The sequence below is a fragment of the Seonamhaeicola aphaedonensis genome (genome assembly GCF_003386195.1).
Taxonomy (GTDB): Bacteria; Bacteroidota; Bacteroidia; order Flavobacteriales; family Flavobacteriaceae; genus Seonamhaeicola; species Seonamhaeicola aphaedonensis.
Genome location: NZ_QRDX01000004.1, coordinates 276,864 through 298,819, shown reverse-complemented (window position 1 = coordinate 298,819; position 21,956 = coordinate 276,864). Strand labels below are relative to the sequence as shown.

Below are 21,956 nucleotides of genomic sequence, written 5' to 3'. Positions count from 1 at the left end.
TTTGAAAAGTTGGTTTCTTTAGAAAGCTTACCTTAAAACAATCGAATCGATTTCTAATTTAAAACGTTCTTCTTTTTTGTTGCCAATTAAAAATGCAACCATTTCAAGTTGTTGCCCTGGATAGTTTGCTTTATCAAGCTTGCGCCCCCGAAATGAAGGATACATTGTGTTTAAAGGTATTTCGATGGTCTCCCACGCTCCAGTGGTTTTAAAAGGGATAACATACGAATAACTGTCATCGATACTGGATTTAACCCGAAACTGATACGTTTTTCCATCTCCTTTCAGATAAATAGATACTCTGGAGAAACTAGAAATATTTTTCGTTTCAAAAGCATATTGTACCATAGAGAATCCACCATTATTCTCAAGTGAAACATAACCTGAAAAAATACCGTTTCCAGCATCGTTTAAATCAAAGTTTCCATTAGAACGACCTCCCATAACTACATCATCAACAATGCGCCAATTAGTGTAATTACTATTTTTGTTAAAATCGAATAGTATCATTTGATTTTGCAAGATAGTTAAGATTATAAGAATTATAATTACTTTCATTTTTACTTACCCTCAATGTCACTTATATGATGCTCTAAAGCCTTAACAGAAATTTGTATTTCCCAAATTAAAAAGGCTAACGAAAGGATTAACAAAATTAGAGCTAAGCCAAATACCCAAATAGCAACAGTTTGCTGTTCTATGTATATTAAAAACATGGTTAAAACACAAAGTAGTAAACTGCTAATTCCCAGAATTTGCATAGACCTAGTTAAGTATAAGCGTTTTTTTATATTTTGTATTTGTGCCATAAGCACGTTGTCTTTATTCTTAACGTATTTAGCGTGTAAACTTCTAATAGTAGCAGCATAGGCTAAAAACCTATTTGTATAAGCTAGCATTATTAAAGAAATAGCAGAGAATAAAAGAGCAGGCGTGGTGAGTGTAAGAGCTTCCATAAAAACGGCTTTGTGACAAAATTACAAAGTTTAGGTTAAGAAATCGAAAGATTGAAAGTTGATCTTATTTTAAATATTAAAAGACAGTCTCAAGGAGATTTTTTTATAGTTTGTTTACAATAACCTGTATTAGTATTTTTCATTCTATTAAATGAGTATGAAGACCTAATTTGTTTAATAGTTATTTAAATAATACACGAAATATTTGTGTGCCTCAAACGTTATTAAAACAACTTGCATTATAGGTTTATATTACTATTTTTGTATCCATCTGAATAAAATTTACTTCATGAAATTAAGATTTTTGTTTGCGTTAATATCAGTATTGTTAACGGCAGTTAATTATGCTCAAGATAATCAGGAAGATGTACTTTTTTTGGTAGATAATGAGCCTATTTATGTTTCTGAATTTATAAGGGTTTACAATAAAAACCTTGATTTAGTTCAGGATGAATCTCAAAAAAATGTTGATGAATATCTAAAACTATTTACGAGCTATAAATTGAAATTAAAGGAAGCTAAGGCTCAGGGGTTACATAATAAACCCTCCTATAAAAGAGAATTGTCTACTTATAAAAAACAGTTGGCTCAAAGTTTTATGTCCAATACTAAAGTTACAGACGCATTAGTAGAAGAAGCCTACAAAAGAATTTCTTTTGATATAAAGGCTAATCATATTTTGGTCAAGGTAGCTGAAAACGCCAATCCAAAAGATACTCTTAAGGCCTACAATGAAATTACTAAATTTCGCAATAGAGCCTTGAGTGAAGGTTTTGAAAAAGTTAGAAAGGAAGTACACAATGGGCAAACTATTTTTGGAGAAGAGTTGGGATATTTTACTGGATTTAGAATGGTTTACAAATTTGAAACAGCTGCTTTTAATACGCCAGTAGGAGAAATATCTCAACCATTTAGAACCCGGTTTGGATACCATATTGTGAATGTATTAGATAAAAGAAAAGCTAGAGGTGAATGTACTGTGGCTCACATTATGGTAGTCGATAACAAAGAGGAAGCAATTAGCAACCCTGAAGCTGAAGTTAGAATTCAGGAAATCTATCAAAAAATACAGCAAGGAGAAGATTTTGAAGCTTTAGCAAAACAATTTTCAGACGATAAAAGTTCAGCATCCAAAGGCGGAGCACTTGCACCATTTTCCAGCGGACAATTAAGTGCGCCAGAGTTTGAGGAAGTCGCTTTTTCATTAGTTAATAAAAATGACATTTCAGAGCCTTTTAAAAGTGCTTATGGTTGGCATATAGTAAAGCTAATTGATAAAAAACCAATACCATCATTTAAAGATATAAAACCTGAGTTGGAAGTAAAAGTTAAGAGAGATGATAGATCCAAACTCATAGATGAAGCGTTATATAATTCACTAAAAAAAGAATACAACGTTAAGGTTAATGAATCATACTTAGATTATTTTGCTTCTATCATAACGGAAGATTATTTTAAACGGACTTGGAAATTGCCCGATAATTTCAAAGCAGACCAACCTTTGTTTAAAATAGGAAAGAAGCAGTTTTACTTCAAAGATTTTGGTGAGTATTTATTAAGTGGTCAGAAAGGGAGAGTGCTTAGAGAGCCATTTGATACTTTAGTAAAAGACAAATACAATACCTTTTTAAATGAAAGTTTAGTGCAGTATAAAGAAGATAATTTGGAATACGAAAATCAAGAATATGCGCATATCTTATCAGAGTATAGAGATGGTTTGTTGTTATTTGATTTAATGGAAGGCACTATTTGGAATGCGGCTAAAACTGACTCTGTTGAAATAAAAAAATTCTATGAAGCTAACAAAAGTAATTATGTATTGCCTGAGCGTGTTGATGCAGTTTTAGCGTCTTCTTCAAAGCAAAAAACACTTAAAAAAGTGGCAAAATTGTTAGAGAAAGGTATGGAATTAGACAAGATAAAAAGCCTAATTAATGGCAATGATAACATAGAGGTGATTTTTACTACAGGCATTATGGAAGCAAATAATCAATCAATACCTAAATCATTACCATTTAAAGAAGGCATTTCAAAAGTATACAAACACAATGAAAGTTTTGTGTTGGCTCAAATTAAAGAGGTGCTTCCAGTAACTCAGCAAAGTTTTGAAGAATCAAAAGGTAGAGTAATAAGTGATTACCAAACCTTTAAAGAAGAAAGTTGGGTGGAAAATTTGAAAGAAAAGTATGAGGTTATAATAAACCAGGAAGCCTTGAAAAGAGTAAAAGCAGATCTTAAAAGCCAATAGGTGTGCAAAATAAATTTGTTTTATTTTTTGTATTAATATCAATACAGTCATGTACGTTTTTTAAAACTCAAGAAGAGCTATCTGCCATAGCTAGGGTTAATGAGTCTTATTTGTTTTATGACGATATAAAGAATTTGGTTTCAGAAGGAACCAGTACTTCAGATAGTGTACTTATAGTTCAAAATTATATAAATAAATGGGCAACACAACAATTATTGATGGATGGTGCTATCTTAAACTTAAGTGAATCTAAACAACTGTTTTTCAATAAATTGGTTGACCAATATAAAAATGATTTATATACTAAGGCCTATATGGAAGCGTTAGTGAAAAAAAACATTGATACTGTAGTAACTAATGATGAAGCTCAAAAATATTACGAGAATAACAAAGAAGCCTTTAAACTAAACGAAGAACTTATTAAGTTTAGATATATCCACGTTGATGAAAGTATTATTGATTACGACATTATTAAAAAAAAGTTTAAGCGCTTTGAAAACCAAGATAAAAAGGAATTAGATTCTATATCTATTCAATTTCAATCTTACTCATTAAATGATTCTATTTGGATAAAACTGAATCAGATTATTGAAAAAGTCCCTGTTGTAAATTCAGAAAACAAATCAGAACTGTTAAAAAAATCTAATTTTATACAACTCAAAGATTCATTAGGAGTATATTTGATGCAAATTAATGACGTGCTGTTAAGAAATGACGCTGCTCCATTAGAATATATAAAGCCCACAATAGATCAAATAGTTATCAACAAAAGAAAACTGGAGCTTATAAGGCAATTAGAAAAAGACATTACAAAAGATGCTATTAAAAATAAACAATTTGAGATATATAAATAATCTAAAAATAACGAGTATTTTACTTTTTGCCCTATTATTTTATAGTTCAATTGCTGCTCAAGAAATAATAGAGGACAAACCTAAACAAAAACCTTTACAAAAAACGGATAGTGTGTTTTCGTCCTTCAAAGCTCTAAAAGTAGATGGTGTAGCTGCTGTGGTTGGAGAGTACATTGTTTTAGAGTCCGATATTCCAAAAGAACGGGAACAAATTCTTGCAGCAGGAGGAAATTTAGATGGTGTAACAGATTGTCAGTTAATGGGGTCTTTGCTAGAAAATAAGTTGTATGCACACCATGCCATTCAAGATAGTATTCAGGTGTCTGATGCTGAAATTAGAAGTCAAGTAGATTATCAAGTTCAACAGTTTTTACAATACTTTAATGGTTCTATGGAAAGGCTTCTGGAATATTATAAAAAAGACGATGAAGCTAGTTTTAGAGAGGAAATGTTCGAAATTAATAAGAACAATCAGTTGGCAGCTAAAATGCGAAGTAAAATTGTTGAGGAAGTAGAAATAACACCTGAGGAGGTCAGAGAATTTTTTAATGCTATCCCTGTTGATAAAAGGCCACGATTTGGTACAGAATTAAAAGTTGCACAGATAGTAGCAGAACCTAAAGTTTCTGAAGAAGAAGAACAAAGAATCATAGACAGGTTAAATGGCTTTAAAGAAGATGTTGAAGTCAGAGGCTCCAGTTTTAGGTCAAAGGCAGTTTTATATGGGGAAGATCCAGGTTTGAAACAAGCAGGATACGTTTACACATTAGATAGAAATAAGCCTAGAATGGTAAAAGAATTTAGGCAGGCTGCTTTTGCATTAAAGGAAGGTGAAGTTTCAGAACCATTTAAAACCGATTTTGGATATCACATAGTCTATTGTCAAAAAATTAAAGGACAAAAGTACGATGTTAGTCATATTCTCTTAAAGCCTAAGGTGTCATATGAGGCTATTGAAGAAGCAAAGAACAGACTTGAAAATATTCGAAAACGTATTATAGATGGCGATATTTCGTTTGCTGACGCTGCTAAAGAGGCAAGTGATGAAAAGGAAACTAGGAATGATGGTGGCCAATTGATAAACCCAGAAACTCAAGATTATAATTTTGAACTCACAAGAATGGATACTGAACTATACTCTCAAATTCAAAATTTAAAGGATAATGAAGTAAGTCTAGTTTTAAAAGATGAGGATAATAGAGGTAATGTTAAGTATAAAATTTTAATGGTTTCTGATAGAATTGATGAACACGTAGCAGATTATGCAAGAGATTTTCTTAAAATTAAAGAATTGGCTCTGAAGGAAAAGCAGCTAAAAGCAATTGAAAAATGGCAAGATGAAAAAATATTGGATACCTACATAAAAATTAGTGGCTCCTATAGAGATTGTGAATTTTCTGGTAATTGGCTAAAAAAATAAATTATGTCAGACGTTGCTACCGTAGAACGGTTTGTAAAAAAATATCAAGAGTTAAAACAAGAAGTAGCCAAAGTTATTGTTGGACAGGATGACGTTGTAAATCAAATTTTAATTTCTATATTTTCTGGAGGACATTCATTATTAATAGGAGTTCCAGGGTTAGCCAAAACTTTAATGGTTAATACTATTGCACAGGCTTTAGGATTAGATTTTAAACGTATTCAGTTTACACCAGATTTAATGCCAAGTGATATTTTAGGAAGTGAAATTTTAGATGAAGACAGGCATTTTAAATTTTTAAAAGGTCCTATTTTTGCTAACATTATTTTAGCAGATGAAATTAATAGAACACCGCCAAAAACTCAAGCCGCTTTATTAGAAGCCATGCAAGAAAGAGCGGTTACCGTTGCTGGACACCATTATAAATTAAACTTGCCTTATTTTGTGTTGGCTACACAAAACCCTATAGAGCAAGAGGGTACCTACCCGTTACCAGAAGCACAGTTAGATCGTTTTATGTTTGCTATTAATTTAAACTATCCTTCTTTTAACGAAGAGGTAGAAGTGGTAAAAGCAACTACAAATGATGATATTGTAGAGGTTAAACCGTTGTTTACTGCTGAAGAAATATTGACTTTTCAGCATGTCATTCGTCGTATTCCAGTAGCAGATAATGTTATAGAATATGCTGTAGCTATGGTTGGTAAGACCAGACCTGATAATGATACTGCCGTTGATTTAGTAAAACAATATATAGATTGGGGGGCAGGGCCTAGAGCCTCTCAAAACCTAGTTTTAGCAGCTAAAACTCATGCCGTAATAAACGGTAAATTTTCCCCAGACATAGAAGATGTTCAGGCTGTAGCAAATAGTATTCTTCGTCATAGAATTATTAAAAACTACAAGGCTGAAGCTGAAGGTGTTTCAGAAGACCAGATTATAAAAAGCTTATTTTAGTAATTGTCTAATATCTTTTTTTAACCTTTTAACAGAAATTGGCTTGAGTAAATCGTAAAATCCTCTTATGAGTTGCTCCTTATCCACTAAAGCGACAAATGATGAGTGGTAAAAATCCATTCTATCTTCTTTGCGTGAAAAGCTTGTTCTAAATAGTTTGGCTGTATGTTCAAGTTCTTTTTTTCCCCGGTTAGGAATAGCCATTTGTTACTAGCAATATTTGTAGCGTTTGAATATAGTTTTAAAACACTTGGAGTGTCATTTTTAGGATAGATACTAATGGAAATAATTTTAAAATTAGAATCTTTTTTAAAATCGTTGGCAATATCTTCTATAACAAATTTCATTTTTGGGCATATACTAGGACAACGGGTAAAGAAAAAATTAGCAATATAAACGTTATTATTTACTTCATTTTCATTGAAATTTTGATTGTTTTGGTATGTAAAATTTAGATCATTAATCTTATAGATAACTTCCAGACCATCATCATTGATGTATTTACTTAGAATGGGTAATTTAGTTTTTGACGAACAGGAATCTAACAAAAGCATAATAAGAACTAATATAAGCCTTTTAGTTTGCATTGTAGTACGACTTAATTTTTAGATCTATTTCGTTATCGTAAAAAAATAAAAACATACTAGCCATCATATCCTGAGATTTATTGGTAGTATTGTGAGTAGTTAACTCTATTTGATATTTGTGTTTAGGATACATCAATACCCCTGCCTTACTTGAAAAGCTAGGGGTGCTAGCTAATCCAATTCTGTTAGTATGATTTTTTACTTCACACTTGTAAATTATAGAGTCAGTAGTCATGTCTTTTAAAATAAATTCTTTCGCAAAAGGGTGTAAGTGGGGAGTGATTTGATGTAAACGTATAGTGTCTTTAATAGCCAATTGATTAGTTACATTACTTTTGAAGGTTTGTAAGCCAGGAAAAATTTTCCAATGTCCGGAAAAATATTGACCATTTTCGTTTTTATATGTATGATTTTTTGTTTCAACAGGAATACAGGAATTTGCACCATTAGAATAATCTACATTATTAATATCGAAGGGAAGTGCCATATAGATGGTTTTGGGCAATAATGGTTTAAGATTCTCACTTTTTGAGTAGTTTATTGAAATATTGTGCTTTATTTGAAAAATACTATCCTTAATGTTATGATTTAATGATTGCGTTACCATAAAAAAAGTTTCATTACCCCAAAAAGGAAAGCCATAACCATCTGGAAATTTTATGGATTCTATACCATGAGATAAGGATATTAATCTAGGGTATTGATTGTTGATTCTGTTTAATAAGTTCCAACGACCATGGTGCTCTTGATCAATATAGTTAATATTCATATGGCATATAAAATCATTAGATATTGCTTTGTTACTTTTAGTGTGTTTTGCATTAACCTTAAAACCTGTCATCCAAAATAAAGAATCGTTGTCAGAGTCTATGTTAAAGTATTGCATAGTTTTAGGGCCCTCCATAGACTTATAAATTCCATCAATTAGTAAAGAAGGGGATTCGAAATTTAACTGTTTATTCTCTATAGTTTTATCCCAATCACTATCAATTATTTTAAGAAAATGTAGGGTTCTGGTTTTAACTATAGCTTTATGTCTGTTAGATAAATTAAAGTAGTATATTAGACCAACAGTAGAAAAGATTAAGAATATTATCAGGAATATTTTATAAGTTTTTTTCATCTGCAAAATTAAAATTCCGTCTATTCAAATGTACTAATATTTTACTGCCAGAAATTACTAATACTAATGAATTACAAGTTTCGAGAATTAATTAGCAACAATGATGAACTTTTTTGGATTAGATTAGCCGCTTTTTTAGCTTTTGTAATACCTATAGGCATGGCTCCATTAATTTGGTTTTCTAATCGAGATTTCCCCATGATTTCAATGTTTACGGGATTTTGGAAGTTAAATTTCTATTTAGATTTAGTAATTATTTTAGGATTTGTTGTTTGCTTTTTATTTTTTGTGTTTAAGCCCCAATGGATTGCTGGTATTATAGTAACAGTCATTTATTTGTTTTGGATAGTTTTAGATCAAAATAGAATACAGCCGTTCTATTTTGAAATAGTTTTCGTGGTGCTTGCGTTAACCCAATTTAAATCTGGTAGGCAGGTGGCCAAGCAATGTTTGCTATTAATATTAATTGGTACTTATTTTTGGAGTGGCGTACATAAATATAATGATGTTTTTTTTGAAAAATGGTTACTAGGTCTTGAAAACCGAATTCCATATGTTCCTAGCTGGATAAAAAAATGCTTTACTTATGCCATTCCGTTTTTGGAAGCCTTTTTTGGAGTGTCCTTAATTTTTAAAAATACTAGAAGAATAGGTGTTTGGCTAATTGCAATCATGCATCTCATGATTTTAACAACATTAACATTGAGTGGGACGGGATTTTTGATTTTTCCTCTTACTATCTTTAACGTGTTTACATTGTTTTTCTTATTCTATAAACAAGAAGATGCTCTTTTTAATAAAGATTTTAGGAAACCGAAAATTTTGTTTTTTTCTATTTTAGTCTTTGTATTACCCGTTTTTAATTTTGTTGGGTTTTACGATCATTTACCATCTTTTAGTTATTTTTCTGGTAAGCCCAAATACGCCATGGTATATTTTGATGAAGATACAAACCTAAACAATCTGCCCACAAGTATCACAAAACATATATTGGTTCATGAAGGAAGGAATTATATTGATTTTAACTATTGGTCTGGTAATACTATAAAAGTTATGGTTTATCCAGAGAATCGAGTTTATAAAAAAATACAGAACTATATTGATTCTTACTTTGATGAACCCAAAACGCAATTAGTTTATTATTGATGACGTCTGAATTAAAACGAAATTTTGGGCTCGATTTACTCAGGTCAATAGCTATTAGCTTGGTAGTTATATCGCATTCTACGTATCTTCTGTTTCCCCAAAACACGTCCTTTTATGTGACCTTTTTTAGAACAATAGGAGCTGTGGGGGTAGACTTGTTCTTTGTTCTAAGCGGATTCTTGATAGGTGGGATTTTATTAAAATTGATAACGGAAAGAAAGACAAATTTTAATAAACTATTCAAATTTTGGAAAAGACGTTGGTTTAGAACTTTACCCAATTATTTTTTAATACTAGTGGTTAATATTCTTTTACTGCTTATTCAAGGAATTGGTTTACCAGACAATATATTCTTGTATTTTGTGTTTTTACAGAATGTTTTATCACCTCACCCAGATTTTTTCACAGAAGCATGGAGTTTATCTATTGAAGAATATGCATATTTACTTTTACCATTTTTGATTTTTTTAAGCTTCAGACTTTTTAATAAAGCAAGCAAAAGAGCCTTATTTATATGGACTTCTATTCTCACAATAGCATTATTAATGTTTTTTAAATGGAAATACTTTAAAACAGTCAGCGTAATTAATTATCAAGAGTGGAGCGCTACTTTTCGAAAGGTAATTATTTATAGGATGGATAGTATATATTTTGGATTTGTTTTGGTTTATCTTATAAGAACTTTTCCTAAATATATAAAGGAATATAAAAACCTATTATTTGTTTTGGGTTTTAGTTTATTTGTTTTATTGCATTTAGTTATTTATTACTTCAATATTCAACCCCAAAACAATTTATTTTTTTACACTTTTATTTATTTACAAGTAATCATTATCAGTTTGGCAATGTTATTTCCATTTTTTTTGAATTTAAAAAATGTGAAAAAATGTATCAATAAAATGGTCTTATTTGTCAGTACTAGATCATATGCAATTTACCTTATTAATTACTCAATAGTGTTGTTAAGTGTTGAAAAACTAATGCATACTTTTACACCATCAATGTTTGAAAAATGGTTATTGGTAATAATATTTATGGTAATTACTTTAGTTGCCTCTAATATTATATATGTTTACTTTGAGAAACCGATATTAAAATACAGAGATAGAAAATTTCCAAGATAAACTTGAAAGCAGAGAAAACTAGGATATACGGTTTAGACTTAATACGAGCCATAGCTATTACCATGGTAATCTTTTCACATACACTATACATTTTTCAAGGATATGATAATTTAATGACCCAAGCAATGCAGATTCTAGGAGTTCAAGGAGTAGAAATATTTTTTGTATTAAGTGGGTTTTTAATTGGAGGAATACTTTTAAGGTTATTCAAAAATGGGAATTTCACAAAAAAGGCAATGCTGCATTTTTGGTTAAGACGATGGTTTAGAACCTTGCCATTATATTTTTTGATGTTGCTAGTTAATATCACTGTTGCTTTGATTATAGGTTTAAGTTTACCTCAAGACCTTTGGAAGTACTTCTTCTTTTTGCAGAATTTTGCTAAGCATCATATTCCTTTTTTTCCTGAGTCTTGGAGTTTGTCTGTGGAGGAGTATGCCTATATATTAGCTCCAATTTGTATATATCTTTTCTTTATGTTATTGGGTAGAATAATTAAAAAGAAAGAAACGATATTTTTATACACATCCATATTTTTGGTGTTATTTTTTTTCGCCACCAAAATTAGTTATTATGTCTCAACTCAACTAGAATCTCAATCATTGAAATTGTGGAATTCAAATTTAAAGGCTATTGTAATTTATAGGATGGATGCTATTTTTTACGGTTTTGTGTTGGTTTATACATTCAATAGATATAAAAATATATTTTTTCAGAATAAAGGTAGACTTTTAGTGGTTGGAGTGAGCCTTTGTTTTTTAGTCATAGTTTTAATACCTCTTATGGGTGTAAACATTCAAGAGTATCCTTTTTATTGGAATGTACTCTATTTACCTCTAAACTCCATGGGAATATGTTTGATGTTTCCCTACTTTTATTTTTTAAGGAAACCAGATAGAAGGATTGCAAGCCTAGTTAAGGGAGTAAGTTTATATTCTTATGCAATGTATTTACTACACTACACTTTTATACTATATGTGATACGGCTTTATTTTAACTTTGAAACCTTTAGCTTCATAGAACGTCTTATCTGCTCAATCATTTATGTTCTGTTAACTTACACGTTATCCAGAACGGTATACATCTATTTTGAAAAACCCATCACCAATTTAAGAGATTCCAGATTTATTGTAAAATATTTTAATTGTTAGTCTAATAAATCATCAGTTTAATTCAATTTTACTGTTAAAAAAAGCAATCATTTTATTTTAAAATGTCACAATAATAATTAAGTATAAATACGTATTCTTAACTAATTTTTAGTTTTAAATCTTTGCATTTATTTCGTATTTTGCGTCGCTTTAAAAAATACTTTTATTTTTAAGTCAATAAAATTATTGAAACACTTCATTTTTTATGCAGACATATAACAATTATATTAAGGAGATTCAGGAAAGAAAAGCTCAGGGATTGCATCCTAAGCCAATTGATGGTGCTGAATTAACAAGCGAGATTATCACTCAAATTAAAGATTTAAATAGTCCAAACAGAGAAGATTCTCTAAATTTTTTTATTTACAACACGTTGCCAGGTACTACTAGTGCTGCGGGTGTTAAAGCAAAATTTTTAAAAGAGGTTATCCTTGGTGAGTCGATTGTAGATGAAATCACACCAGCTTTTGCATTTGAGCAGTTGTCTCACATGAAAGGAGGGCCTTCAATTGAGGTATTATTAGATTTAGCTTTAGGAAATGATGTAGCTATAGCCGAGGAAGCTGCCAAAGTTTTAAAGACACAAGTGTTTTTATATGAAGCAGATACTGATCGTTTGGAGGAAGCCTTTAAGGCAGGAAATGCTATAGCCAAAGATATTATTGAAAGTTACGCCCAGGCAGAATTTTTCACAAAACTTCCTGAGGTTGAGGAAGAAATAAAAGTAGTTACTTTCATTGCTGGTGTTGGAGATATTTCAACTGATTTGTTATCACCTGGAGCCGATGCTCACTCAAGATCTGATAGAGAGTTGCATGGGCAGTGCATTTTTGAGCATAATAAAGACATGCAAAAAGAACTTTTAGAGCTTAAAGCACAACACCCAGATAAACGCGTGATGCTCATAGCCGAAAAAGGAACTATGGGTGTGGGGTCTTCAAGAATGTCTGGTGTAAATAACGTTGCCTTATGGACAGGAATACCATCGAGTCCGTATGTGCCATTTATTAATATTGCGCCTGTAATTGCAGGCACCAATGGTATTGCGCCAATCTTCTTAACAACTGTAGGTGTTACGGGAGGCATAGGAATCGATTTAAAAAACTGGGTAACTAAGAAAGATGCTGAAGGTAATACTGTTTATGATGCAGATGGTGAGCCCGTTTTAGAGCAAGTATATTCCGTTGAAACAGGTACTGTTTTAACAATCAATACAAAAGAAAAGAAACTTTATAACGGTGATAAAGAATTAAAAGATATTTCAGCAGCACTGACCCCACAAAAAATGGAGTTTATAAAAGCAGGAGGCTCATATGCGGTGGTTTTTGGTAAAAAACTGCAAACTTTTGCTTGTAATGTTCTAGGTATTGAGGTACCGCAAGTATATGCGCCATCAAAAGAAATATCAATAGAAGGGCAAGGTTTAACGGCTGTTGAAAAGATTTTTAATAAAAATGCTGTTGGAACTACTCCAGGAAAGACCTTGCACACGGGTTCTAACGTTCGTGTAGAAGTTAACATAGTAGGATCTCAAGATACTACTGGATTAATGACCTCTCAGGAGTTAGAGATGATGGCAGCTACTGTTATTTCTCCAATTGTAGATGCTGGTTACCAATCTGGTTGTCACACCGCTTCGGTTTGGGATGATAAGTCTAAAGCTAACATTCCTAAACTAATGAAGTTTATGAATGATTTTGGTTTAATAACAGGTCGTGATCCAAAAGGAAAATACCATGCCATGACCGATGTAATTCATAAGGTATTAAATGACATTACAGTTGATGATTGGGATATCATTATTGGTGGAGATTCACATACACGTATGTCCAAAGGTGTGGCCTTTGGAGCAGATTCGGGTACAGTAGCTTTAGCTTTAGCTACGGGTGAGGCTACCATGCCAATTCCAGAATCGGTTAAGGTTACCTTTAAAGGTAATATGAGAAGTTATATGGATTTCCGAGATGTGGTGCACGCAACACAACAACAAATGTTAAAACAATTTGGTGGTGAAAACGTGTTCCAAGGTCGTGTAATTGAAGTGCACATTGGCACTTTAACATCAGACCAAGCGTTTACATTTACAGATTGGACTGCAGAAATGAAAGCCAAAGCTTCTATTTGTATTTCAGAAGATGACACTTTAATTGAATCTTTAGAAATTGCCAGAAATCGTATCCAAATCATGATTGATAAAGGAATGGATAACGATAAGCAAGTCCTCAAAGGATTAATTGATAAAGCTAATTCTAGAATAACAGAACTTAAAACGGGTATTAAACCAGCATTAAAACCAGATGCTAATGCTAAGTATTACGCTGAGGTTACTATAGATTTGGATGAAATAGCAGAACCAATGATTGCAGATCCAGATGTAAATAATGAAGACCCATCAAGACGTTATACACATGATACCATCCGTCCGTTATCATATTACGGAGGGACTAAACAAGTAGATTTAGGCTTTGTTGGTTCTTGTATGGTTCATAAGGGTGATATGAAAATATTAGCCCAAATGTTAAAGAACATAGAGGCTCAACACGGTAAAGTAGAATTTAAAGCGCCATTGGTGGTGGCGCCTCCAACCTATAATATTGTAGATGAATTAAAAGCAGAAGGTGATTGGGAAGTATTGCAAAAATATTCAGGATTTGAATTTGACGATAGCGCACCAAAAGGACTGGCGCGTACAAAGTATGAAAACATGTTATACCTAGAGCGCCCTGGATGCAACCTATGTATGGGTAATCAAGAAAAGGCTGAACCAGGTGATACGGTTATGGCAACATCAACGCGTTTATTTCAAGGGCGTGTGGTTAAGGATTCTGGTGAGAAAAAGGGAGAATCGTTATTATCATCAACACCTGTAGTGGTGCTATCAACCATTTTAGGAAGAACCCCTACTATGGAAGAGTACGAGGCAGCTGTAGATGGCATTGTTTTAACCAAGTTTAAACCATCTCAAAAAGAGTTGGTTATATAATTTAAATTTGTAATTCCCGAAAAAGCGGGAATCTATAATAAAAAGCCTGAGTTTTATACTTGGGCTTTTCTGTATTTTGTCATGCTGAATTTACTTGTGCTGAACTTGTTTCAGTATTTCAATATCTCATTTTGAGTAGTTGGGCGTTCCCTACTTTGGTCGGGTCGGGCTTTCACTAAGCAATCTTTTTAAAACGCCATTGCGAAGTAGGTACGACTGTGGCAATCTATAGAATTTTATTTCTGTCCTAGTAACAATGCTCCTTGCCAGTTTTAAAAAGGATTTCAATCATACCGTTCAATCCCTAACACGCGTGCTTGCTATTGAAGTTTTAAATTCTAACCTTTTGGATTTTTGGAGAGTTTAGTTTAACCCTGAGATGGAGCACATTTAATTTAAGGTGCATTGTCTATGAAGCAGCGCAGATTAAAGTTCGCCTTTGGCGAATGTGCTATCATCTCAAGAATATGTGTCATTTTAATGACTTATATTCGACGTTAAACGAAGGTAGTTAAAAAATTCTTACAGAATCAAGTGAGTAATTCCTGTTTTTAACATTTTTAAAAGTTGTTTACTAATTGTAAATTTGGGTCATAAACCATATTGTATATGAAATTAGTTTTATCACCTGCCAAGTCATTAGATTTTGAAAGTGAATTGCCAACCACTTTAAATACCGAAGCCTGTTTTTTAAAACAAGCCGAACTATTAAATAAGCTGCTTAAAAAGAAATCTGCCAAAAGTTTATCTAAACTTATGAGTATTTCAGATGCTTTGGGGCAATTAAATTATGAGCGAAATCAAGAGTGGACCTTACCGTTTACTCCAGAAAACTCAAGACCTGCGGTGTATGCCTTTAGCGGTGATGTTTATAGAGGATTGGATGCTTATACCATTACACAGGATAAATTAGAGAAATTGCAAGATACGGTTAGAATCATTTCAGGCTTATACGGCATTTTAAAACCAACCGATCTAATACAGCCTTACCGGTTGGAAATGGGAACTAAATTTCCCGTAGGGAAAAATAAAAACCTCTATGAGTTCTGGAAAAAAAACATTACATCTGCCTTAAATGACGAGTTAGAAGATGATGAACTATTTCTAAACCTTGCGAGTAATGAATACTTTAAAGCTATTGATGCCAAAGCTTTAAAAGTACCTGTGGTGACGGCTAATTTCAAAGACTTTAAAAACGGAGAATATAAAATGATTTCGTTTTTTGCTAAGGCAGCACGTGGTATGATGGCACGCTATATTATTGATACCAATGCCAATACTTTAGATGATATAAAAGGCTTTAATTATGAAGGTTACGGATTCAGTGAAAAGATGTCTTCTGATACCAATTTGGTTTTTATACGTTAGTTCTGTCATTCCAGCGTGTCACACTGAGCGCAGTTCATGTGTAGACAGGAATCCATTTTAAAAGAGTTGTTTTAATGTTTTATTATCTAATTATTGCCTTACAGGGGTTTTCCATTTACCACGTTATATTAGATATAGAATAGCTTACTGCTGGATATTGTTGATTTTGTTACTTCCTATGATTAGTTCTATTATCTATTTTACAGGAATACGATCTCAGAAGTTGAAAAATTGTTGGTAACTCTGTAATCATTTAGGATTGACTTTAGTGCTAATATCTATTTTAGTTTCTACTGAAAGCTTCTTTTTAACTCTTGGACGTCTTACTCCAAATGTACCCCGGTTAATTTTTCCTCGTTTAGTTTTTTTATCGCCTTTCCCCATAAATTAAATTATTTTTCAAGTAACTTAGTAAAGAGTACTGTATAAGTACAATTCATATAGTTTTACATTGAACAATAAGATAATAAAAATATATTTACATGACAAGGTTAAGAGATTGGTTTTGTATTAAAACAAAAAATAATTCCGGCAAACCCCCATTAAGTTAGAGGGTTGAACCGGAATTGCTATTATATATAGTTAGTGGGAATTTACATAGCAGCTTTGTATATACTAATAGTGTCTTCTAATGTTACCTCTCTTGGATTTCCGCCAGTACAAACGTCGGCTAGAGCATTTTTAGCCATTTCTTCAAAATCTTCTTCTTTCACACCCAGCTCTCGTAAACCAGATGGAATACCAACAGATTTTGATAGGGTTTTAATAGCTTCAATAGCTGCATTGGCGCCTTCTGTATCACTCATTCCTGATACTTGAACTCCCATGGCTTTAGCTACACATTTTAGTTTATTTGCACAGCCAGGAATATTAAACTGCTCTACATGTGGTAATAAAATAGCATTGGCAACACCATGAGGTAGGTCGTACATGCCACCTAATTGATGCGCCATTGAGTGCACATAACCTAGTCCAGCATTTGAAAATGCTTGACCTGCAATAAATTGTCCCCAGGCCATTTTATTTCGTGCTTCAAGATCATTACCATCAACAACAGCTTTTTCTAAACTTTGTGAGATTAATTTTATAGCCTCTAGAGCCAAGGCATCAGACCATCCAAAAGCACCTTTGGTTACATAAGTTTCAATGGCATGTGTTAGTGCATCCATACCAGTAGCAGCAGTTAAAGCTGCTGGTTTACCTATCATCAATTTAGGGTCATTTACAGCAATTGACACTAAACAGTTTTTGTCTACCATAACCATTTTTATATGGCGTTTTTCATCAGTAATCACATAATTAATGGTTACTTCGCTTGCCGTTCCTGCAGTGGTATTTATAGCAATAATGGGCAAAGAAGTATTTTTAGATACATGGATACCTTCATAATCTGCAATGTTTCCTCCATTGGTGGCAAGAATACCAATAGCTTTACCGCAATCTTGTGGTGAGCCGCCTCCAAGTGTTAAAATAAAATCACATGAATTATCTTTTAGTAATTTTAAACCATCATCAACATTTTTAACAGTAGGATTTGGTTGTACATCGTCAAATAAAACAATTTCAATATTTGAAGATTTTATAATATCAAGTACTTTCTCTACAATACCTATTTTGACCAAAACGTTATCTGTAACAAAAAGAGCCTTTTTGTAAGGAAGTGTTTTTAATTCTTCTGCTAAATCCTCTAGTGCACCTGGACCTATTAAACTTAATGGAGGTAGATATATTCTTTTACTTTGTGTCATTTCTATGCGTGTTATAAGATTATTAAAATTTATTTACAGCACAAATGACTTAAAAGTTGAATTCTTATTTTATGATTTTTATCACTTAACCCAAAACATTAAGTACTTTTAGTTTTTATAGTATTAGCATCTTTTTTTAATGCGGCAATATAATGTTTGTTCTTGTTAATGTTTTGTGATAAATATGATTGAAATGCTAAAGAATTTGTTAAAAAAATAGATTAATAAAAAAACCACCTTGATTTAACAAAGTGGTTGCTTTTAGTTGTTTATGTAGTATCAGTTTATTAGTCTACAGAAATTAAATTAATATCAAAAATTAGTACGGCACCACCGGGAATACTTCCGTTACCAAAACTACCGTAGGCTAAGTGTGATGGAATTAATAGGATACCACTACCACCTTCTTTAAAATAGGTGATTCCCTCTGTCCAACCTGCTATGACTTGTTGTAAATTAAATGAAATACCTGAGGCATCACTTTCGTCAAAAACAGTACCGTTTGTAAAATAGCCTTTATATGCTACGGTAACATTATCTGTAAATGTGGGCTGTGTGCCTGTTCCTTGTTCATTAAGGACATAATACAAACCAGAGGTACTACTTTGGGCGTTTAAGTTGTTTGCTGTTATATAATCTTGAATTTCTTTATCGTTTTCCGCACGATAATCTTTTGGGGTATTATCGTTGTTTGAAGTACATGAAAGAAAAAGGACTAAGCTAAAAGTCAGAATTAATTTTTTCATAGAAATTTTTTTAAGAATGCAAATATAATTTAGAGTGTAGTATTATCAAAAAAACCACTTTGATTTAACAAAGTGGTTTTAGATTTATGTAAGATGAGGTGCTGACACCAGTTCAGCATGACAAAAAACCTCTACTTAATCATATCATAACTACGTTTAATGAAGTTTGTTAGTTCTTCGCCTTTAAGTAAACCTTGAGATAAACGTGCTAAGTCTAAACTTTGGTTAATTAAACGTTCTTGTTTTTTACGTGTTTTGGTATTCAAGATTTCGCTTACCAATTCGTGATTGGTATTTACAACAAGGTTGTACATTTCTGGCATATTACCCATACCAAACATGCCACCACCTCCAGTAGCTTGCATTTCTTTCATCCTACGCATAAATTCTGGTTGCGTAATGATAAAAGGGGAAGCTTCACTATCCATTGCCTCTAACTGAACCATGAATTTTTCTGAAGGAATCACTTCTTTTAATAATTCATCTAAAGATTTCTTTTGGTCATCATCTAATTTAGAAATGGTTGTGTCTTCTTTTTTAATTAAGTTATCAATATGATCTCCGTCTACACGAGCAAAAGAGACTTTCTCTTTAGTTGTTTCTAATTTTTGAATTAGATGAGATACAATTGGAGAATCTAACAATAATACTTCATAACCTTTAGCCTTGGCAGCTTCAATATAGCTGTGTTGAGCATCTTTATCAGCTGCATAAAGAATCACTAGTTTGTCATCTTTATCAGTTTGGTTTGCTTTTATCTTGTTATATAATTCTTCGTATGTATAATATTTACCATCAACGGTAGGGTATAAGGCAAAAGCCTCTGCTTTTTCAAAGAACTTTTCTTCAGAAAGCATTCCGTATTCAATTACAACTTTAATGTCGTTCCATTTAGCTTCAAAATCTTCACGATTATTATTGAAGAGTGATTTTAACTTATCTGCTACCTTTCTAGTGATGTAAGATGAAATCTTTTTAACCGCACCATCGGCTTGTAAATAAGAACGAGAAACGTTTAACGGAATATCTGGAGAATCAATCACACCTCGAAGCATGGTCAGGAATTCTGGTACAATACCTTCAACATTGTCTGTTACAAAAACCTGGTTTTGGTATAACTGAATTCTATCTTTTTGAATGTTTAAGTCGTTCGTCATTTTTGGGAAGTACAAAATTCCCGTTAGGTTGAACGGATAATCAACATTTAAGTGAATATTGAATAGCGGTTCTTCAAACTGCATTGGATACAATTCGCGGTAGAAGTTGTTGTAATCTTCATCTTTTAAATCGGCAGGTTGTTTTGTCCATGCTGGATTAGGATTATTGACAATATCATCAACTGTAATCTTTCTATAAGGTTCTTTGGTTTCTTTACCGTCTTTATCGGTAATAGTTTTAGGTTCATGCTCAGGGTCATTAATCTCCTTCGTACCAAACTTAATTGGCACAGGCATAAACTTGTTATACTTGGTTAAAAGTTCTCTAATTCTTCCTTCTTCCAAGAATTCTTTTTCATCATCTGCAATATGAAGAATAATTTCAGTACCTCTCTCGGTTTTATCATGTGGTTCTATTGTAAACTCTGGAGAGCCATCACAAATCCAATGTGCTGCAGGTTCATCTTTATAAGACTTGGTAATTATTTCCACCTTTTTGGCTACCATAAAAGCAGAATAAAATCCAAGACCAAAGTGCCCAATAATACCGGAATCTTTCGCAGAATCTTTGTATTTATCTAAAAACTCTTCAGCACCAGAAAAAGCCACTTGATTGATGTACTTTTCAACTTCTTCGGCTGTCATACCCAAACCTTGATCAATAACATGAAGCTTTTTGGTATCCTTATCAATTTTAACTTCAATCTGAGGATTGCCATATTCTACTTTGGCTTCACCTATATTCGTAAGGTGTTTTAGTTTTAATGTAGCATCTGTAGCGTTGCTAATGAGCTCACGAAGAAAGATTTCGTGGTCACTGTATAAGAATTTTTTAATGAGAGGAAAGATATTCTCTACCGATACATTAATACTTCCTTTTGTCATGATAAATAAATTTATTTGCCATTCCCGCTAAGGCAGGAATGTAATTAATTATAAGTTTAATTTCTTGAGAAACATTTAGACAAAAAAAATACCAAGAGCAAAAAAGTGACAAACTGACACAACTTTTGTTGAAAAAGTAAAACACAAAAGATAAATATCCATAGAGCAAAAGGATAAACTATGTTAGGGAATTGTTGTTTTGAAATTGGAATTTGTTTGTAGTTATTGTATTTTGTATTACTAAAATAAAGTTTCCTTTCTTCAGGGGAATGACAAAAACCGATTCGTTATGTATAATTCTAGAATAATTGGTCTTGGAAAGTATTTACCAGATAATGTGGTGACAAATGATGATTTGTCTAAAATGATGGATACCAATGATGCGTGGATACAGGAACGTACTGGAATAAAAGAGCGGCGCTGGATTAGGGAAGGTAGTGACGACACATCCGCAGTAATGGGGGCTAAGGCTGCTAGAATAGCCATTGAAAGATCGGGGTTGACCAAAGATGATATAGATTTTATAGTGTTTGCTACCTTGAGTCCAGACTATTATTTCCCGGGCTGTGGAGTGCAAATTCAAGATATGCTAGATATGCCTACAGTTGGAGCTTTAGATATTAGAAACCAGTGCACCGGTTTTGTGTATGCCGTGGCAGTTGCGGATCAATTTATTAAAACCGGTATGTATAAAAATATTCTGGTTATTGGGTCTGAATATCACTCTGGCGGTTTAGAAAAATCAACTAGAGGTAGAGGAGTTACTGTTATTTTTGGTGATGGCGCCGGCGCCGCAGTTATGAGTAGGATTGAAGATAATACAAAAGGAGTGTTGTCATCACATTTACATTCGGAAGGAAAGTATGCCGAAGAATTAACGGTTCTAGGGCCTAGCATAAAGCATTGGGTGCCACAGATATTAGAAGATAATGACCCTAATGACACATCGTATTACCCTTATATGAATGGAACCTTTGTTTTTAAGCATGCTGTAGTAAGATTTAGTGAAGCTATTGTAGAAGGTCTAAAAACGAATAATCTTAAGAAGGAAGATATTGATATGCTTATTCCGCATCAGGCAAATTTGAGAATCTCTCAATTTATTCAAAGGAAGTTTGGTTTAAGGGATGATCAGGTTTATAATAATATTCAAAGATATGGTAATACTACGGCTGCTTCGGTTGTGATTGCTTTAACTGAAGCATGGGAAGAAGGTAAAATTAAGGAGGGAGATACTGTAGTTCTAGCTGCCTTTGGTAGCGGTTTTACTTGGGGTAGTGTTATTATTAATTGGTAAACTAAGATGACTAATTGTATTTCTGTCATGCTTAACTTGTTTTAGTATCTTAAAATAAAAGTAAAAAGCATTATATAAGGAGACCTTGAAATTAATTCAGGGTGACAATTGTAAAATAAAAACCCAAAACTTTAAGTTTTGGGTTTTTCAGCTATTAATCAACTCCAACTAACACTAATGTGAAGAATCTTATCTATTAGACGTAC

Annotated in this window: 18 protein-coding genes; 10 read left to right on the top strand and 8 right to left on the bottom strand. The window is 32.5% G+C overall.

The genetic code is table 11. The features are described from left to right. Positions 1–27 precede the first annotated feature (27 nt). Both DFQ02_RS08950 and DFQ02_RS08945 read right to left on the bottom strand, forming a co-directional pair. A complete protein-coding gene (locus DFQ02_RS08950; RefSeq protein WP_245940238.1) occupies positions 28–558 on the bottom strand; it encodes a CIA30 family protein in 531 nt (176 codons plus the stop codon). A gap of 2 nt (positions 559–560) precedes the next feature. Then, positions 561–956, bottom strand: a complete 396-nt coding sequence (locus DFQ02_RS08945) for a DUF2721 domain-containing protein (RefSeq protein WP_116524081.1) — start codon at positions 954–956, stop codon at positions 561–563. 289 nt (positions 957–1,245) lie between these two features. Between DFQ02_RS08945 and DFQ02_RS08940 the strand changes: the two genes are divergently transcribed. From DFQ02_RS08940 to DFQ02_RS08925, 4 genes are read left to right on the top strand one after another with little or no spacing between them, the layout of a single operon-like run. Then, on the top strand, positions 1,246–3,204 hold the full coding sequence (locus DFQ02_RS08940) for a peptidylprolyl isomerase (protein ID WP_116524080.1): 1,959 nt from the start codon (positions 1,246–1,248) through the stop codon (positions 3,202–3,204). A gap of 2 nt (positions 3,205–3,206) precedes the next feature. Continuing rightward, on the top strand, positions 3,207–4,058 hold the full coding sequence (locus DFQ02_RS08935; RefSeq protein ID WP_394343002.1) for a peptidyl-prolyl cis-trans isomerase: 852 nt from the start codon (positions 3,207–3,209) through the stop codon (positions 4,056–4,058). Further along, on the top strand, positions 4,021–5,478 hold the full coding sequence (locus DFQ02_RS08930; protein ID WP_116524079.1) for a peptidylprolyl isomerase: 1,458 nt from the start codon (positions 4,021–4,023) through the stop codon (positions 5,476–5,478). The genes DFQ02_RS08935 and DFQ02_RS08930 overlap by 38 nt, the downstream gene beginning before the upstream one ends. 3 nt (positions 5,479–5,481) lie before the next feature. Continuing rightward, a complete protein-coding gene (locus DFQ02_RS08925; protein ID WP_116524078.1) occupies positions 5,482–6,435 on the top strand; it encodes an AAA family ATPase in 954 nt (317 codons plus the stop codon). An 86-nt stretch (positions 6,436–6,521) separates the two neighbouring features. On the opposite strand, the gene DFQ02_RS08920 is transcribed toward DFQ02_RS08925, so the two are convergent. Then, entirely contained in the window at positions 6,522–7,022 is a 501-nt protein-coding gene (locus DFQ02_RS08920; protein ID WP_116524077.1) for an SCO family protein, read from the bottom strand. Next, entirely contained in the window at positions 7,012–8,145 is a 1,134-nt protein-coding gene (locus DFQ02_RS08915; RefSeq protein WP_116524076.1) for a hypothetical protein, read from the bottom strand. Before DFQ02_RS08915 ends, DFQ02_RS08920 begins: the two co-directional genes overlap by 11 nt. A gap of 66 nt (positions 8,146–8,211) precedes the next feature. Between DFQ02_RS08915 and DFQ02_RS08910 the strand changes: the two genes are divergently transcribed. The 5 genes from DFQ02_RS08910 to yaaA all read left to right on the top strand — a co-directional run bounded on the left by DFQ02_RS08910 (position 8,212) and on the right by yaaA (position 15,917). Continuing rightward, positions 8,212–9,291, top strand: a complete 1,080-nt coding sequence (locus DFQ02_RS08910) for a MauE/DoxX family redox-associated membrane protein (RefSeq protein WP_116524075.1) — start codon at positions 8,212–8,214, stop codon at positions 9,289–9,291. After that, the gene (locus tag DFQ02_RS08905) at positions 9,291–10,415 is read left to right on the top strand and encodes an acyltransferase family protein (RefSeq protein WP_116524074.1); all 1,125 of its coding nucleotides are present in this window, start codon (positions 9,291–9,293) and stop codon (positions 10,413–10,415) included. Before DFQ02_RS08910 ends, DFQ02_RS08905 begins: the two co-directional genes overlap by 1 nt. Before the next feature lie 2 nt (positions 10,416–10,417). After that, complete coding sequence (locus DFQ02_RS08900) at positions 10,418–11,566, top strand: acyltransferase family protein (RefSeq protein WP_116524073.1); 1,149 nt, start codon at positions 10,418–10,420, stop codon at positions 11,564–11,566. 205 nt (positions 11,567–11,771) lie between these two features. Next, a complete protein-coding gene (locus DFQ02_RS08895) occupies positions 11,772–14,549 on the top strand; it encodes a bifunctional aconitate hydratase 2/2-methylisocitrate dehydratase (RefSeq protein ID WP_116524072.1) in 2,778 nt (925 codons plus the stop codon). Positions 14,550–15,158: 609 nt separating this feature from the next. Next, on the top strand, positions 15,159–15,917 hold the full coding sequence (yaaA, locus tag DFQ02_RS08890) for a peroxide stress protein YaaA (protein WP_116524071.1): 759 nt from the start codon (positions 15,159–15,161) through the stop codon (positions 15,915–15,917). Between the two features lie 249 nt (positions 15,918–16,166). On the opposite strand, the gene DFQ02_RS08885 is transcribed toward yaaA, so the two are convergent. From DFQ02_RS08885 to htpG, 4 genes are all read right to left on the bottom strand, one after another. Beyond that, positions 16,167–16,301, bottom strand: coding sequence for a 30S ribosomal protein THX (locus tag DFQ02_RS08885; protein ID WP_116524070.1), 135 nt, complete (start codon positions 16,299–16,301; stop codon positions 16,167–16,169). 209 nt (positions 16,302–16,510) lie between these two features. Next, on the bottom strand, positions 16,511–17,665 hold the full coding sequence (locus tag DFQ02_RS08880) for an iron-containing alcohol dehydrogenase (protein ID WP_116524069.1): 1,155 nt from the start codon (positions 17,663–17,665) through the stop codon (positions 16,511–16,513). 287 nt (positions 17,666–17,952) lie between these two features. After that, entirely contained in the window at positions 17,953–18,411 is a 459-nt protein-coding gene (locus DFQ02_RS08875; protein WP_116524068.1) for an FKBP-type peptidyl-prolyl cis-trans isomerase, read from the bottom strand. 131 nt (positions 18,412–18,542) lie between these two features. Then, entirely contained in the window at positions 18,543–20,453 is a 1,911-nt protein-coding gene (gene htpG / locus DFQ02_RS08870; RefSeq protein ID WP_116524067.1) for a molecular chaperone HtpG, read from the bottom strand. A gap of 289 nt (positions 20,454–20,742) precedes the next feature. Between htpG and DFQ02_RS08865 the strand changes: the two genes are divergently transcribed. Next, the gene (locus DFQ02_RS08865) at positions 20,743–21,750 is read left to right on the top strand and encodes a 3-oxoacyl-ACP synthase III family protein (protein WP_116524066.1); all 1,008 of its coding nucleotides are present in this window, start codon (positions 20,743–20,745) and stop codon (positions 21,748–21,750) included. Positions 21,751–21,956: the final 206 nt, after the last annotated feature.